We start from the raw sequence: 15,339 nt of genomic DNA, 5'->3' as shown, positions 1-15,339 counted from the left end.
CCACCACTCTTTTGTATTCTATTATAGATAAATCGATGTTCTTTCACTATCTATTTTCTCTGTAATTTCAAATGATTTATCTTTCAGATTAGCTCTTAATTCTGCCACTGTATTGGCATCGGTATTGGTCCAACTGATGTGGATAGTATTAGCGTCTTCCATGTCAACAGTAAACTCTCCATCAAATGCTGCGCTGCTATTACGGAATTTGAGCAGATTGAACAAGGACAACTGGGCGTTGAACTTCTCGCTCAATTTCTTCCAAATCATAATAGTGACGGTTGATGTTGCGGCCTTCTTTGGTTGATTCGAGCAATTCGATATCATTTTCTCCTGCCAACAAGCCAACGTAGTAAATCTGCGGAATACCTTGTGCAAAACATTGAAGCACACGTGCCAAGAGATAGGCTTGGCCATCATTTCCTAAAACTGAATAGTAGGTACAATTTATCTTATAAATATCCAAATTGTTGTAGTCCTCTGTTTTGACATTTGCTCCTTGGGCATAGAGGGCTTCTCTTGTCACCTCTGTTTCCTCATCTGTCAGCAAGTCCTTGACATCGACCACTCCGTGTCCAAGGTTGTAAATTGCTTGCGAGGGCAGATTTCCATCCAGTGAACAAGACGGTTGACATTACCTGAATAAAGAGCATGAAGAACCAGCATCGGAAGGGCAAAGTCATAGACATAGTAGTCTTGCTCAGCGATTTTTTGCTGAATGGTGTAATGTTCATGAATTTCTGGAAGAATTTCCACTCCTTTTGGTGCCAATAGCTGACGCGGAAAATGAAGCATTTCCCAAATATCTGGCTCAACAAAGAAACAGTTGGTGCCGATTTTATTATTGGCGTAGGCAAAGGCGTCCAAGTGAATAATGGAAGCTCCGTGGTCCGCCAGCTGTTCCAGATTTTCCTGAATAAAGCGACGAGTTGTTTCTGTTGTCACATCGAGGTCGATCTGTTGCTCATCAAAGGTACACCAAACTTTTTCCTCACTACCATCAGCAAACTTGGTAATGCGATAGGGAGCACGTGGCTTCCGTTTGTAAATCAGGTCTACATCTTCCTGAGTCAGCCCACTGTTTGGCCAAAAGTTTTTGTAGCGGATAAACAAATCCGCATAGGCAGACTCATCTTTCTTTTCTAGGAAATCAAGGAAAAAGGCGACTTGGCTGAGATATGGTTAATCATGAAATCAAACATGAGGTAGTAGTCTTGACTGAGTGCCTCAATATCGCTTCAATCTCCAAAAGCCTCATCAACCTTGGTATAGTTCATGGGTGCAAACCCGCGGTCGCCTGACGATGGAAAGAAGGGAAGAATGTGGACACCACCGACCACATCTTTCAAAGGGCCTTCTAAGACCTACTTCAAGTCTTTCAGATTTTTTCCAAGACTGTCAGAATAGGTAATTAACATTGCTTGATTTTTTACTTTCATAACTTGCTCTATTTACCTTCCTCAAAGCGTTTATAGACTGCTATAAATTCCTCAGCAATCGTTCGAAAACCTTCTGCACTCATTAACTGATCCTCAGCGTGCATCAGAAGTAGACCTGTTTGGCTTAATTCCCCATTCATTTCTTTTGTCAAAAGTGAGTGGTGAGCATTGTGTCCCTGTACAAATGCTTCTTCGCCTTGTTTAATTCTATCTTTAGCATGCTCGAATTCACCCTGCTTAGCCAATTGAATAGCATCGATGTACATAGATTTTGCTGTTCCTACATAGGTGATAATTTGAAAACACACTTCGAGTACTTTTTCGTCCATTTTAATACCTCTCTTACCAATCTTCGTCTTCTAAATCGCTTGTTTCTTGTATTACAGCTTGTAAAGCTTGTTTATCCATCTGTTTAATAAACGGATAATAAACAAAGAAAGACATAACCAAAATAAGTGTTTGCAACAAGGCTGTTTTCCAACCACCGATGATAAATCCTGAAATAATTGGAGGACAAGTCCACGGAACTTGAACGGCACCATACATAGGTGTCAGTCCAAAATAAATCGCTGAATACTGGATGATACAAGATAAAATAGGCGTTAATATAAAGGGAGTTGCTAAAACTGGATTCATTACAATCGGCAAACCAAAGAGCACCGGCTCATTGATATTAAAGATGGCTGGAACCATTTCAAGACGTCCAAGAATTTTTAGTTGTTTTGATTTTGCAAATGCAACCATGTAAACTACCAAACCAATCGTAATCCCGGCACCTGTAACATTGATAAATTGATCAAAAAATTGAATCGTCACAATATGACCGCCATTGGCTAGATTTAATTCTAGGCCCTTATCTAAAATGGCTTGGTTTTCCAAAGCATTCGCCTGTAGCAAGCCACTCATGATGCCACCAACTACAGTTGAGCCGTGAACCCCAAACATCCATAAGAATGGTACAAGGAAACACATAAGCACCGCACCAAACAATGAGTCAGTCAAGCCTTGCATTGGTGTTTGAATAAGATTATAAATCACTTCAATCGTTGTGACCTTAAACAATTGTTCAACAAGTCCGACAAAGATCGTTGCCGCTGTGATGATAACAGTAGCAGGAATCAAGGCTGAAAATGCGTTGGCTACACCAGTTGGTACGCCATCTGGCATTTTGATTTTGATATTTTTCTTCAAAAACCAAGAATAGCTTGCTCCTACAATCAAACCAACGATAATGGCACCAATCATCCCTTTCCCGGAAGTCCAATCCTTCAGAATAATGTTACCAACTACATCCCCATTTTGAGAAATCAAACTGGAAGGCTGGATTAGCAAGAAAACTGCTAGGGCAATGACACCTGCCCCAAGCGGCTCCTGTTTTTCTAGCTTAGCATAGGTATACGCAATCCCAATGACTGTTACAATCGCACTGATATTAAAGGTTGCACCAATTGCTTGATTGAGAACAGGGGTAATACCACTAGTTTCTAACATCGTTGCTAGAGCTGGAACTGGAAGATTGGCCAAGATAAGAAAGATGGAGCCAACAATCAACAATGGCATAGAAAAAACAATACCATCTTTTATCGCTGTTACACCTTTGGTATTGACAAAGGCCATCATCCCATCAACAAACTTTTTAATCAGTTTATCCTTCATCATCTTCTCCTTATTTTTTCATCATGTAAGCTTGTTTAAGAACTGCCATACCGTTTGCAGTGCCATAATCAGCCATTGCAATCACTTCTACAGGAACATTGTGAGAAGCACAAATTTCTTTTGCTTTTTCAAGTTGGAAACCAACCTGTGGGCCTAATAGAGCCACATCAATATCTCCAACTCTTTGTTCCAATTCACTGATGGAATAAGCTGCAATTGTTGCATCTTTCCCTTTTTTCTGAGCCGCTTCTTTCATTCGCTCAACCAAAATACTTGTTGACATACCTGCTGCACAAAACAATCCAATATTCATTTTAATTACTCCTTATAATTCGTTTCCATTTGATGTAATCACTTTTTGATACCATGTAAAGGAATCTTTCTTCATTCGTTGCAAAGTTCCTTCGCCATTATTATTCTTATCGACATAGATAAAGCCATAACGCTTCTCCATTTCACCTGTACCAGCACTAACAATATCGATACAGCCCCAAGGGGTATAACCAATGACATTTACGCCATCTTCTTCAATCGCTAACATCATTTGTTCAATGTGTTGTTTGAGGTAATCAATGCGGTAAGAATCATGGATTCCATCAGGCTCTACCTTATCATAAGCACCGAATCCATTTTCAACTATAAAAAGCGGACAATGATAGCGATCGTATAAAAGATTTAAGCTATAGCGTAATCCCTCAGGATCAATCTGCCAACTCCAATCGCTTGATTCAATATAGGGATTTTTCTTAGTATAAACATCTTTGAAAAGTTCTTCTGTTTCCTCAGATGCTGTAGCAGTCACTGTATCACTCATATAGTAACTCAAGCCAATATAATCTACACAACCTTCTTTTAGAGTTTCTAGATCTTCTGGTAAAATATCCAGTTTGATATTATTTTTTCGACAAAAGGCCTCGATATAGTAAGGACGCTCTCCAAAAACATGAAGATCTCCATAGTGAAATAAACGATGCTCCATTGCCTTCTGGCTAGCAAGTATATCTTTTGTATCACATGTATTCGGATAAAATGGTACCATTGCCAGCATACAACCAATTTTGAAATTTTTATTGATTTTCCGACCCAATTGTACAACTTTTGCAGAAGCCACTGACTGATAATGGATAACCTGCTGTAGTACCTCAACTGGATTTTCATCTTCTTGATAAATGACACCAGAATTAGTCCATGAGCACCAAGGAACATTAATTGCACCTTGATTATTGATCTCGTTAAAGGTCATCCAATACTTAACTTTGTCCTTATATCGTTCCATGACGACTTCCGCAAAACGAACAAAGAAATCAATCAACTTGCGATTACGCCAAGCACCATACTTAGTAACTAGATGATAGGGCATTTCAAAGTGACTGAGTGTGATGACCGGTTCAATTTGACGAGCTAGCAGCTGATCAAATAAATCATCATAAAATTTCAACCCTTCTTCGTTAGGTTCTTCTTCATCTCCATTTGGGAAGATACGAGTCCAGGCAATCGAAGTTCGAAAACACTTAAATCCCATCTCAGCGAATAATTGTATATCGTCCTTATAGGTTCTGTAAAAATCTATTGCATCATGATTCGGATAATATTCGTCAGGTAAGACGCTATCAGTAATCTGTCGAGAGTGGCTAGCACTTCCAACCGTCATCACATCGGCTATCGAAATGCCTTTTCCACCTTTATCATATCCTCCTTCAATTTGGTGAGCAGCAACTGCCCCACCCCATAAAAAGCCTTCTGGTATTTTTGCCATTTTACCAATCCTTTCTGTATTTTGTACTAGCGCTATGAACAAGTCTATTTTATAACATACTGTATCTGCTGACAATAGATATTGAGATAGAAAATAAATGTACAGTCGAACAATATTTGTTACATAAAAAAAACAAGAGTTTTCACTCCTATTTTTTTAAATAAACTTGGTAACGTAAGGATTCTAAAAAATAGACAACTGGAATCTGAGTGGTCAAATTAGTGGAACGTAGCGAGGAATCTGCGTAGGCAACTGGCATAAAGTAGGATAAATTTATATCCGATAGCTGTGATAAAGTGGAAATATCTGTATTTGTCAGACTAACAATCTTAGCATTTCTTTCTTTGAATCCCTGTACCAGAGTTAGAACTTCTTCTGTCTCACCGCTGACACTTAGAGCAATAACCAAAACATCCTCCAAATTAGAATGATGCAATTTCAGAGAATAAAATGGGTTAGTAATAGCAAAGCTAAGAATACCGATTCCAGAAAAAAGATATGAGCCATATTCTGCCAAACTTAGACTAGTACCCACCCCTAAAAAGATAACTTGTTTGGCTTGAACGATCAAGTCTGCTATCTCTGATAGTTGTTTTTTTAAAGCTTCATCTTGGACACTAGTCTGTAAAAATTGTATTGCTGGAATATCAATAGGAAAGTAGTGACGATGTTTATTTTCCTTATCTTCCGACCTTGACAAGGCATATTTTAAATCATTGTAGCTATCAAATCCCATCTTTTTCGCAAAACGAATGATGGTTGTTGTCGATAGATTTATAGATGTCGATAGCTCTCTGATAGTCATCGTAGCAACTTTATCTCTATGTTGCAATATAAAATTATACACGCTTAATTCACTATTATTTAGCCCTTTTACTTTATGATAATCAAATAAATTCATAGACACCCTTATGCTTTTGTAGTATATAGTTGTTTCATTAACATTTCAATAATGAGAATAACAGGTACCTGCGTCGTAATATTAAACCCATTTAAAAATAATTGAGGAACATGATAGGTTATGGAGCAATCAGATAGCCTTGACAATGTTGATTCCAATGTATTTGTGATGGCAATAACTGGACAACCTTTTTCCTTTAATTTTTGTACAATTTTCAATGTTTGAGAAGTCTCACCAGATTCGGATAAGGCAATGACACAAGTTTTTTCCATACTGTTTTGTAGCACTGGTTGCCAAGGATCTTCAATACACATACTAAATTTGCCAATATTTGAAAAATAGCGCGCTCCATATCGACCTAAAGTTCCAGAGGAACCAATTCCGACAAAAACAATCTGTTCAACTTTCTTTAAGATTGCCACAGCCTCCATAATCAGCTGTAAAAAAGTATCTTGCTCAGTATAATCAATGAATAGCTTCAAAGAATGATTGTCTTGATTGTTTAAAATAATTTGCTCATTTTTTAAATATTCTTTATAAGCAATCTTAAAATGGCTATATCCATCAAATCCTAGATGCTTGCAAAATCGTTGTACGGTTCCAACTGATACATGTGCAAGTTGGGACAATTCCTTGATTGTCATAGAGGATATATTTTCATTTTCTAAAATAGTTGTATAAATAGCATTTTCTAAGTCGTTAAAACTTGCTACAACCTCATAACTAAACATATAATTCCTTTTTCTATCTCTATTGATTTGCTTACAATGTAACAAAAAACTAATAACCAAAGTGTTCTACACTAAAATAATGGAGAGCATAATGGCTATAAAACCAAGTCAGCATTAAAATCTATTAGAAAACCAGACGAATCAGATTTGTCTAACGAGACATGGTTAAGAGAAAATACTTTAAAACAGTATTGCCTTATGTCCTAGATTATATCATATTTTTGAGCATACTTTGAGTATTGTTAGTTAATTGACTTAAAAGAAACATAACAAGAGCTTATCTCTATTAAATTGTCTCAATTTCAATCGCCCATTCTGGAGATATGTAAGGTGGGGACGTTTCTATTCCCACAATCTCCTTGTCAATGGAAACAAACACGTACCCACAGGGTAAATGGAAATAGAAACTGATAATTTCTAGCTATCACTTCTATTCATTCCAAAAATTTTCTCACTCTGATACTTCCCCACGCCAATACAAAAAGCCTTGCAATCAAGGCTTTTCGTTATCCCTTTCATTCAAAGGTTTCTAGGTTTTTACGAGCAGAGCAACACACTCCACATGATGCGTTTGAGGAAACAAATCAACCGGCTGGACTTTCTTCAATTCATATCCTAACTCTTGGTAGAGTTTGATATCACGCGCCATGGTTGCGACATTGCATGAGATATAGGCGATGCGGTCTGCTCCTGTTTGGCTACTTGCCTTGATAAAGCTTTCGGTTAAGCCCTTGCGTGGAGGATCAACCAAGATAACGGTTGGTTGAATTCCTTCCTTGAGCCAATTCTTCATGGCATTTTCAGCTGTATCACAGACATAGTTGGCGTTTGAAATATTGTTCAGCTGAGCATTCTTTTTGCTATTCTCAACCGCTTCTGGAATGACTTCAACACCATAAACTTCCTTGACGTGTTTCGCAACAGAGAGGCCAATCGTTCCGATACCAGAATAGGCATCAATGACCACATCATCTTCTTTTAATTCAGCAAAGTCAATGGCTGTTTGATAAAGCTTCTCTGCCATTTCAGTATTGACTTGGTAAAAAGCGGGGCCAGCGATTTGGTAGTCATTTCCCAACATCTGGTCAGTGATAAAGTCTTGTCCATAAAGTGTGCGCCATTCCTTACCAAAAATAGCATTAGTGTTCTGGTCATTGATATTTTGCATAACAGACACAATCTCTGGAAACTGCTTGATTAGTTGTTCAATCACTTGCTCCACACGAAAAACTTTGGGACGAGTTGTCACCAAAATGACCATGATTTGACCTGAATAGTGTCCGCGACGCACCACAAGGTTTCGAATCAAGCCAGCTTGTTCCTTTTCATCATAAGGTTTCAAATCATAACGGCGGAGCAAGTCGCGTAGGGCTACTACTAGCTCGTCAATTACAGGATCCTGGATAAAGAAATCTTCCAGTGGCATGAGATCGTGGGAATTCTTACGGAAAAACCCAGTTTCCAAGACACCATTTACTCGACGAACAGGGACCTGTGCCTTGTTGCGGTACTTGATTGGATTTTGCATACCTAGCGTTTCAGTAACCTCTATATCAGAAATTCCTGCAATCTTATATAGACTGTCCTTAACTTGCTTGGTTTTAAACTTAAGCTGTTCTGGATAGGCAAGATGACCTAAATCAGCAATTCCTGAACGCAGATAAGCCAAATCTAAATCTTGATTACGGTGTGGCGACTGGACTAGGTATTCTTCCACTTTCCCAAAACCAATCTTTTTATTGACCTTGAGGACACGCATGAGGATTTTTTCACTCGGTAAAGCATTCTCTACAAAAAAGACCAAACCATCCACCTTGGCAACTCCTGCGCCTTCATGGGTCAAGTCAACAATTTCAACTTCTACAATATCATTTTTCTTTAACATTCTCTTCTCTTTCTATTGGCCGACAAAAAAGACGGCAACGTTACGGTTACCATCTATTATACCATGAAATTTCTTAAGAACCAAAACTCTTGAAGAAGTTGACAATGGCTTGCCAGAGGGAGCTTAAGAAGTTACCACCTTCTTCTAGCGCCTTATCCGCATCAAAGTTAAGGTTAATATTTTTAAAACTGTCGCCAGCTTGTGAAACAATACTTTGTTTCAGATCATTTAGGGTTTTAGTGAAGTCTGCGTTGCTGAGGATATCACTTTTTGAGAGATTTAAAGCAAAATTGATGATGATATTGATCTGGTTTCCTGTTATCACCTGATCAAGTTTGTAATTTTTTAAGGTATCTTCAACGATTTTACGGACATCTTCCTCTGTCAGATTTCCCTTGCTTTCTTTAGCTTTGGCAAGTCCTGACTTAATATCGGCTAGGGCAACGTTTAATTTATTAGCATCATAGCCTGTTTTGTCCTTGTTTTCAGCATTGATATCTGACAAAGCCTTTAGCTCTTCTTGAGCCAAGTCTTTGTTGGCCTGCGGCACCTTAGCTCCATTATCTTCTAGCGAATAGTAAATCCCGGCTAAGGCACTCTCACCTGTAACTGGAATAGGGGCTGCTACAGTGATTTTGGCGTGTTCCACACCCAAAGTTACGGCCGCATTGCGGTACATATCCTGCGTCACCTTAGTAATGTTTTCTGGTGTTTCAATCTTGACCTCAAGTGGCGACTTGTCTCCTAGCTTTTGAATCTTGGCTGATGAATACAACTGTAAGCTAGAGGCATTGGCCACATTCATAATCTTAGAATAGACATCAGGTGTCATGGTCTTGAGTTCTTTGGTGTCTGTCGAGGCATTGTAGCCTAGTTTTTTAAGGGTTTGATTTTTTTGGTCTTCAGATAATGAAGAACCTAGGACATATTCAGGTTGAACATAGGTTTCATCGATAACTTTTTGAACATCTGTTGCTGCATGGGCGCTATTTATAGCTGTTACTGCCCACAAGACCGCAGCACTAGTCAGAAAGAGTTTCTTTCTCATAGGGAATTTCCTCCTTTACCTTTCTAGAGTAATATATCTATCTTAAAGAAAACTTATAAAAAAACACCTGGACTAGCCAGATGTTGAAAAGAGAGTGAAACATTTGATGATGTAAAGGTTGAGTTGCACCTGTCTAGAATAGTAATAATTTCCTCCATTTACATAGAGTTCGGCTCCATGGAAAATGGAAATGGGGTGAATATAACTATAAGTCTTTCCAGTGGTATTGCCAAGCAAGGGAGCAACAGTCTCACGAGAGTACTGTTTGGCCAGAGCCAAGGTATTTTCCTTGCCATTTTGGGAGATAAAATCGATATAGGCAGGGCCAAAATTATAAGCTTGCACAGCCGTCCAGACATCAACGTCCTTCTTTTGGGCCAGATGGAGATTGTCTGTCAGAGTTTGCACACCTTGCCTAATGCTAGAGGCATTATCATTGATGGTGTTGGTGGAACCACTGGCAGACTCACTAGACTGCATAACATCGCCTTCTTTTCCTTTTGTTTCGGTATAAATCATAGCGAGCACAAGCTCTTCGTTTGCTGGGGTGTCTTTTTCACTCAAGATTTCTCGCACCATGGGTTGATAGGTCATAACTTGCTTAACATCTTGGTGAACGCGGTAAGCTTTGTAGCCAGCAAAAAGGAAGACTGCTAGTACAAGCACTCTTCGAATTCGTTTAAACATTATTTACTTTGGATATCCTCGATATTTTTGATTAAGATAGAGTAGGTTCCATTGTCGTTTTGGATAAACTCAACAGACTCGGCGTCTTGATAGACGTTATTAGGAACGATGAGCTCAATTCCATTTGACAAGGAAAGTTTTTGGTTTTCAAATTTTTTAAGCTGACGACTGGCATCAATTTCATCAAATTGAACTGGCTCTGGTACAGCTTCCTTTACTTGATCAATAAAGCTCAAACGAGCTGTCAGATTGTTGTCAAAAAGGTCGTTGGCCAATTTTTCAGGTGACAATTCATTACTTTCTTCCAGATTGTTAAAAATCGCTGATTTGACCTTGGATTGAAATTGAAAATCATCTGTGTTAAAAGTCTCAGCAATTCTCTGGGCCGTTTTTTCCAGTTCTTTGATAGATTTCTTAGGTGAAATCTTAGGGGCTACAGCAAGAAGATTTTCTGAAAAATAGTTCAAGAAAGCCCCATTGTACTTGATTCGTTTTTCAATCAGATGGTACTTGCGACTCTGAAGATTGACCACCAAGGCCTCATCAGCACCCGTTCCAAATCCAGGCAGGTTATTCTGAGTCAGCTTGATTGGATTATCAACTTCTCCACCGAGGTGAGTCAAGGTCTCACGCAGAGCAATTCGCAAGAAAGCGAAATGTTCTACACCTTCTTTAGAAAATTGCACAAAAATCAAGTCATTGGTCTTGAGATTTTCAGAAATACTGAACTCTTCTTTCCAGAGATTAGCCAGTGTTACTGATGTCTCCAACAAATCGTCTGTGATATGATTGAAGAAGGGATTTTCTTCCTCGAAAATCCCAGTCTTGGCTTCATCTGAATACACACGTTCAATTTTTTTACGCAAGTATTCTTCGATTTTTGGAGTAATATTGAGAAGCTTATCCGCTAGGAACAGCTCGGTATCATCCGGACTGAACTGGTGAATAATGGCTTTCTTAATATAAATGTCCATAAAAGTTTTAGTCCTCGTATAGTGGGAAGGCATCTGTCAATTCTTTAACTTCACTTCTCACTTCTTCTAAGACAGCTTTATTTTCTGCATTTTTAAGGGTTTTAATGATCAATTCAGCCACTTTGCGACTTTCTTCTTCACCAAATCCACGCGCAGTAATGGCTGCAGATCCGATACGAATCCCACTTGTCTTGAATGGTGACAAGGTTTCGTAAGGGATTGAATTTTTATTTAGGGTAATATTGACTTCATCCAGCAAGTTTTGAGCAACTTTTCCGTTTTCTACAACCTTAGTCACATCCACTAGGAAGAGGTGGTTTTCAGTTCCGCCAGAAATGATACGGAAATCAGGGTCTTGTAAGAATACATCTGCCATAGCCTTACTGTTCTTGATGACATTGGCAGCATATTCCTTGAAGGCTGGATCCAAAACTTCTTTGAAGGAAACTGCCTTAGCAGCAACAACATGCTCCAAAGGACCACCTTGAATACCTGGGAAAATAGCTGAATTGATTTTCTTGGCAAGTTCTTCGTCATTAGTCAAAATCAAACCACCACGAGGGCCACGAAGGGTTTTGTGGGTTGTGGTTGTCGTGATATGAGCGTATGGTACTGGGCTTGGGTGAAGACCAGCAGCAACCAAACCAGCGATATGAGCCATATCTACCATAAGTTTAGCCCCAACAGCGTCCGCAATTTCACGGAATTTTGAAAAGTCGATAATTTGAGAATAGGCTGAAGCACCTGCTACGATCAGTTTTGGTTTTACTTCTTGGGCTTGTTTCAAGATAGCATCAAAGTCCAAGAGTTCTGTTTCAGGATCCACACTATAAGAAACAAAGTTGTAGGTTTGACCTGAGAAGCTAACTGGAGCCCCATGAGTCAAGTGACCACCTGCAGCCAAATCCATTCCCATAACCGTATCGCCAGGCTCAATCAAGGCCATGTAAGCCGCACAGTTGGCTTGGCTTCCTGAGTGTGGTTGGACATTGGCAAATTTTGCACCAAAAATTTCTTTTGCGCGTTCAATAGCTAGACTTTCTACCACGTCTACCACATCAGTTCCACCATAATAACGGTGGCCTGGGTAACCTTCGGCGTATTTATTCGTCAAGATAGACCCTTGAGCTGCCATAACAGCCTTGGAAACTACGTTTTCCGAAGCAATCAACTCAATGTTGTTTTGTTGTCGTTCTTCTTCTTTGGCAATAGCATTCCAGAGATCAGCATCGTATGCTTTAAAATCATCTTTATCAAAAATCATAGGTCTTCTCCTTTATTGTATGACTAGTCCATTAGTTTGATTTTACAATAAGAAAATAAACTAAAAGATGCGAATAAACCGTTTCTGCACTTTATCACAAGTATAACCAACTTTTTCATAAAATGCATGAGCACCCAGACGATGATCGGCAGAGTTTAAGCGGATAAACCCATAACCACGTCTTTTTGCTTCTTCTTCCAACCCTTGTAATAAGCTTTTACCAATACCTTGACCTTGCGCTTGAGGTGAAACTGCTAAGGCTAAAATATTAAATCCTGCTTTAGAATAAAGGGATTCGTAAACCTCAGCGTGGACATATCCAAGCAAGGCATGACTAGCTTCATCCTCATAAGTAAGTAAGAAATGATGTGAATTCTGAGACAGTCTAGCTAGTTGACTAGACGTGTCCTCTAGACTAAAAGAATAGCCCAAAGCCTCTTGGTTAATTTCACAAATGGCTTTCACATCAGTTTCTCTTAAATCTCTTAGCATCTCATTCCTCCTCAAAAGAAATCTCTGGCAACCTAGCAAGAATATCTTCTCGCTTAATGGCCCCTTGGCGTAAGATTTTCACCTCGTCTCCAGACAAGTCCAAAATAGTTGAATCCTGTCCAGTTAGAAAAGCATCGTCTTCTAGACCCAGAACCTCTTGGTCAAAATCCTCTAGAATTTGATTAAAGGTCACTCCACTTGCCTGACCTGAAATATTGGCAGACGGCCCAATCAAGGGGCCCGTCTCTCTAATCAAATCAAGCGTGATAGGGTGACTGGGTATCCGAAATCCAACAGTCGCGAGGCCAGAATTGACCCAATAGGGAACTCGGTCATTGGCTTCAAGGATAATGGTCAAGGGACCTGGTAAAAAGGTCTCTACAAGTTTTTGAAGATAAGTTGGCTGATTCTTTGAAAAGTACAAGATATCCTCTAAAGAGGCAACATTTAGATTGAGCGCCTTGTCTCTAGGACGATGTTTGAACTGGTAAACATGGTCAACTGCTTTTTCATCTAGCGCCTTGGCAAAAAGACCGTAAACCGTCTCTGTAGGTAGAACGACAGCTCCACCATTTTCCAACTCTTGTCTAATCCTGTCCATCATCAACCACGACCATCCTATCTTGACCAAATTGGTCCTTAAGTGTTCTTACACGTTTTTTAGGAAGATGCTTCCTAAAAAGTTCAGGAACACTTTGACCTTGCTTGTATCCAATTTCAAGGTAAATCTTACCACCATCTTTGAGATAGTCTGTTGCATCTTCCGCAATTCTACGGTAAATAGCTAGGCCATCCTCGTCTGCAAAAAGAGCTAGATGAGGTTCTGAATGCAAAACATTCAAGCCGACCTCTGACGCATCTTCACGAGAGATATAGGGTGGATTGGAAACAATTATATCATATTTTTCAGAAATTTCTGTAAAACAGTCAGATTTTTTTAAAAATAATTGAAGATTTTGATTTTTAGCATTTTCGCTAGCTACATCTAAAGCATTTTGGGAAATATCTGCTGCTGTCACCGACCAATCTGGTCTGTTTTTTGCTAAGGCGAGAGCAATAGCTCCACTACCCGTTCCAATATCCAGAACTGAAAGATTCGTCTCAGGATTTTCAGCCAGGATAAGCTCCACCAACTCCTCTGTTTCTGGACGAGGGATCAATACTCGCTCATCAACATTTAACTGCATTCCATAAAAATCTGCCTGTCCAATGATGTACTGTGCCGGTTTATGAGCTGCTAACTGCTGGAAAATTCCTTTTACAAATACTTCTTCCTCTGTTGTCACCTCCTGCTGGAGGGCAAAAACAAAGTCTGTAAACGTGAGGTCTTTCAGACTACGATAGACAAAAGAGAGGCTTTCTGCTTCCTCTCCTTTTCTTATCAACTCTTCTTCAAAATCTGAAAATAATTGAGCTAATTTCATTATTTGTTTAATTCTTCTAATTTTTGTGTTTGGTCATAAAGAACCAAGGCATCCACAACTTCATCTAGTTTACCAGACAAAATGGTATCTAGTTTTTGGAGGGTTAAGCCGATACGGTGGTCTGTGACACGATTTTGTGGGAAATTATAAGTACGGATTCGTTCTGAACGGTCACCAGTACCAATTGTCGACTTACGCTCAGCGTCTTGTTCATCCTGAGCAATCTGAGCAAAGTGGTCAGCAACACGCGCACGAATGATTTTCATGGCCTTCTCACGGTTCTTCTGCTGGGTACGTTCTTCCTGCATCTCAACCTTGATATTGGTTGGCAAGTGAACGATACGAACCGCAGTCGCAACCTTGTTGACGTTCTGTCCACCAGCACCAGAGGCGTGATAGATGTCGACACGAAGGTCTTTTGGATCAATATCGTATTCAACTTCTTCTACTTCAGGCATGACAAGTACTGTCGCTGTCGAAGTATGAACACGGCCTTGACTTTCTGTCACAGGGACACGTTGCACGCGGTGGGCACCAGACTCATACTTGAGTTTAGAGTATACAGATTGACCTGAAACCATGGCAACCACTTCTTTGAAACCACCAACACCGTTCATAGAAGCTTCCATGACTTCAAAGCGCCAGCCTTGGGCTTCCGCATATTTCTGGTACATGGTTAGAAGGTCACCTGCGAAAAGTGCTGCTTCGTCTCCTCCAGCTGCTCCACGGATTTCAAGGATAATATTCTTGTCATCATTTGGATCCTTTGGAAGGAGCAAAATTTTCAGTTTTTCTTCGTATTCTTCTTTTTCAGCCTTGGCATCTTTGAGCTCTTGCTTGGCCATTTCTTCCAAGTCCGCATCTCCGCTTGATTCCTTAATCATCTCTTCAGCGTCAACGATGTTTTGAAGGACTTGTTTGTACTCACGGTAGGCTGTTACGGTATCACGAGTTGAAGCTTCTTCTTTTGAAAGCTCCATAAAACGTTTGGTGTCAGAGACCACATCCGGGTCACTGAGCAATTCTCCTAATTCTTCATAACGGTCTTCTACAGCTTGTAGTTGATCATAGATGTTCATTTT

General features: G+C 39.6%; 15 protein-coding genes and 1 pseudogene. All 16 read right to left on the bottom strand.

From position 1 onward, the window contains the following. Positions 1 to 21: 21 nt before the first annotated feature. A pseudogene (gene gtfA / locus PCY12_RS03490) lies at positions 22 to 1,439 on the bottom strand (sucrose phosphorylase). 8 nt (positions 1,440 to 1,447) lie between these two features. Further along, complete coding sequence (locus PCY12_RS03485) at positions 1,448 to 1,768, bottom strand: PTS lactose/cellobiose transporter subunit IIA (RefSeq protein ID WP_301351549.1); 321 nt, start codon at positions 1,766 to 1,768, stop codon at positions 1,448 to 1,450. A 13-nt stretch (positions 1,769 to 1,781) separates the two neighbouring features. Further along, the gene (locus tag PCY12_RS03480; RefSeq protein ID WP_173218362.1) at positions 1,782 to 3,095 is read right to left on the bottom strand and encodes a PTS sugar transporter subunit IIC; all 1,314 of its coding nucleotides are present in this window, start codon (positions 3,093 to 3,095) and stop codon (positions 1,782 to 1,784) included. 10 nt (positions 3,096 to 3,105) lie between these two features. Then, complete coding sequence (locus PCY12_RS03475) at positions 3,106 to 3,408, bottom strand: PTS sugar transporter subunit IIB (protein WP_001020606.1); 303 nt, start codon at positions 3,406 to 3,408, stop codon at positions 3,106 to 3,108. 12 nt (positions 3,409 to 3,420) lie between these two features. Continuing rightward, the gene (locus tag PCY12_RS03470; protein WP_301351548.1) at positions 3,421 to 4,851 is read right to left on the bottom strand and encodes a 6-phospho-beta-glucosidase; all 1,431 of its coding nucleotides are present in this window, start codon (positions 4,849 to 4,851) and stop codon (positions 3,421 to 3,423) included. A gap of 148 nt (positions 4,852 to 4,999) precedes the next feature. Then, complete coding sequence (locus PCY12_RS03465) at positions 5,000 to 5,752, bottom strand: MurR/RpiR family transcriptional regulator (RefSeq protein ID WP_023932686.1); 753 nt, start codon at positions 5,750 to 5,752, stop codon at positions 5,000 to 5,002. An 8-nt stretch (positions 5,753 to 5,760) separates the two neighbouring features. Continuing rightward, on the bottom strand, positions 5,761 to 6,483 hold the full coding sequence (locus PCY12_RS03460; RefSeq protein ID WP_173218358.1) for a MurR/RpiR family transcriptional regulator: 723 nt from the start codon (positions 6,481 to 6,483) through the stop codon (positions 5,761 to 5,763). A 529-nt stretch (positions 6,484 to 7,012) separates the two neighbouring features. Then, a complete protein-coding gene (gene rlmD, locus PCY12_RS03455) occupies positions 7,013 to 8,368 on the bottom strand; it encodes a 23S rRNA (uracil(1939)-C(5))-methyltransferase RlmD (protein WP_301351545.1) in 1,356 nt (451 codons plus the stop codon). A gap of 73 nt (positions 8,369 to 8,441) precedes the next feature. Further along, positions 8,442 to 9,416, bottom strand: a complete 975-nt coding sequence (locus tag PCY12_RS03450; protein ID WP_301351543.1) for a DUF1002 domain-containing protein — start codon at positions 9,414 to 9,416, stop codon at positions 8,442 to 8,444. A gap of 72 nt (positions 9,417 to 9,488) precedes the next feature. After that, complete coding sequence (pmp23, locus tag PCY12_RS03445) at positions 9,489 to 10,103, bottom strand: cell wall hydrolase Pmp23 (protein ID WP_301351541.1); 615 nt, start codon at positions 10,101 to 10,103, stop codon at positions 9,489 to 9,491. Further along, positions 10,103 to 11,077, bottom strand: coding sequence for a nucleoid-associated protein (locus PCY12_RS03440; RefSeq protein ID WP_061477793.1), 975 nt, complete (start codon positions 11,075 to 11,077; stop codon positions 10,103 to 10,105). The genes pmp23 and PCY12_RS03440 overlap by 1 nt, the downstream gene beginning before the upstream one ends. Before the next feature lie 7 nt (positions 11,078 to 11,084). Next, complete coding sequence (gene glyA / locus PCY12_RS03435; RefSeq protein ID WP_301351539.1) at positions 11,085 to 12,341, bottom strand: serine hydroxymethyltransferase; 1,257 nt, start codon at positions 12,339 to 12,341, stop codon at positions 11,085 to 11,087. Between the two features lie 60 nt (positions 12,342 to 12,401). Then, the gene (locus PCY12_RS03430) at positions 12,402 to 12,833 is read right to left on the bottom strand and encodes a GNAT family N-acetyltransferase (RefSeq protein WP_301351537.1); all 432 of its coding nucleotides are present in this window, start codon (positions 12,831 to 12,833) and stop codon (positions 12,402 to 12,404) included. 1 nt (position 12,834) lies between these two features. Beyond that, positions 12,835 to 13,437: an L-threonylcarbamoyladenylate synthase gene (locus PCY12_RS03425; protein ID WP_301351535.1), complete on the bottom strand. Its 603-nt coding sequence runs from the start codon at positions 13,435 to 13,437 to the stop codon at positions 12,835 to 12,837. Continuing rightward, the gene (gene prmC, locus PCY12_RS03420) at positions 13,421 to 14,257 is read right to left on the bottom strand and encodes a peptide chain release factor N(5)-glutamine methyltransferase (RefSeq protein ID WP_301351533.1); all 837 of its coding nucleotides are present in this window, start codon (positions 14,255 to 14,257) and stop codon (positions 13,421 to 13,423) included. The genes PCY12_RS03425 and prmC overlap by 17 nt, the downstream gene beginning before the upstream one ends. Beyond that, entirely contained in the window at positions 14,257 to 15,336 is a 1,080-nt protein-coding gene (gene prfA, locus PCY12_RS03415; protein WP_001028819.1) for a peptide chain release factor 1, read from the bottom strand. Before prfA ends, prmC begins: the two co-directional genes overlap by 1 nt. Between the last annotated feature and the right edge of the window lie 3 nt (positions 15,337 to 15,339).

Origin of the sequence: Streptococcus sp. SPS1, assembly GCF_030439915.1 — a bacterium.
Taxonomy (GTDB): domain Bacteria; phylum Bacillota; class Bacilli; order Lactobacillales; family Streptococcaceae; genus Streptococcus.
The sequence above is the reverse complement of the archived record's forward strand: the minus strand, read 5'-3'. Positions and strand labels throughout refer to the sequence as shown.

What these genes read in the sequence shown, in the direction of transcription:
- PCY12_RS03485 (WP_301351549.1), bottom strand. Translation starts at nt 1,768, where the DNA reads ATGGACGAAAAAGTACTCGAAGTGTGTTTTCAAATTATCACCTATGTA.
- PCY12_RS03480 (WP_173218362.1), bottom strand. Translation starts at nt 3,095, where the DNA reads ATGAAGGATAAACTGATTAAAAAGTTTGTTGATGGGATGATGGCCTTT.
- PCY12_RS03475 (WP_001020606.1), bottom strand. Translation starts at nt 3,408, where the DNA reads ATGAATATTGGATTGTTTTGTGCAGCAGGTATGTCAACAAGTATTTTG.
- PCY12_RS03470 (WP_301351548.1), bottom strand. Translation starts at nt 4,851, where the DNA reads ATGGCAAAAATACCAGAAGGCTTTTTATGGGGTGGGGCAGTTGCTGCT.
- PCY12_RS03465 (WP_023932686.1), bottom strand. Translation starts at nt 5,752, where the DNA reads ATGAATTTATTTGATTATCATAAAGTAAAAGGGCTAAATAATAGTGAA.
- PCY12_RS03460 (WP_173218358.1), bottom strand. Translation starts at nt 6,483, where the DNA reads ATGTTTAGTTATGAGGTTGTAGCAAGTTTTAACGACTTAGAAAATGCT.
- rlmD (WP_301351545.1), bottom strand. Translation starts at nt 8,368, where the DNA reads ATGTTAAAGAAAAATGATATTGTAGAAGTTGAAATTGTTGACTTGACC.
- PCY12_RS03450 (WP_301351543.1), bottom strand. Translation starts at nt 9,416, where the DNA reads ATGAGAAAGAAACTCTTTCTGACTAGTGCTGCGGTCTTGTGGGCAGTA.
- pmp23 (WP_301351541.1), bottom strand. Translation starts at nt 10,103, where the DNA reads ATGTTTAAACGAATTCGAAGAGTGCTTGTACTAGCAGTCTTCCTTTTT.
- PCY12_RS03440 (WP_061477793.1), bottom strand. Translation starts at nt 11,077, where the DNA reads ATGGACATTTATATTAAGAAAGCCATTATTCACCAGTTCAGTCCGGAT.
- glyA (WP_301351539.1), bottom strand. Translation starts at nt 12,341, where the DNA reads ATGATTTTTGATAAAGATGATTTTAAAGCATACGATGCTGATCTCTGG.
- PCY12_RS03430 (WP_301351537.1), bottom strand. Translation starts at nt 12,833, where the DNA reads ATGCTAAGAGATTTAAGAGAAACTGATGTGAAAGCCATTTGTGAAATT.
- PCY12_RS03425 (WP_301351535.1), bottom strand. Translation starts at nt 13,437, where the DNA reads ATGATGGACAGGATTAGACAAGAGTTGGAAAATGGTGGAGCTGTCGTT.
- prmC (WP_301351533.1), bottom strand. Translation starts at nt 14,257, where the DNA reads ATGAAATTAGCTCAATTATTTTCAGATTTTGAAGAAGAGTTGATAAGA.
- prfA (WP_001028819.1), bottom strand. Translation starts at nt 15,336, where the DNA reads ATGAACATCTATGATCAACTACAAGCTGTAGAAGACCGTTATGAAGAA.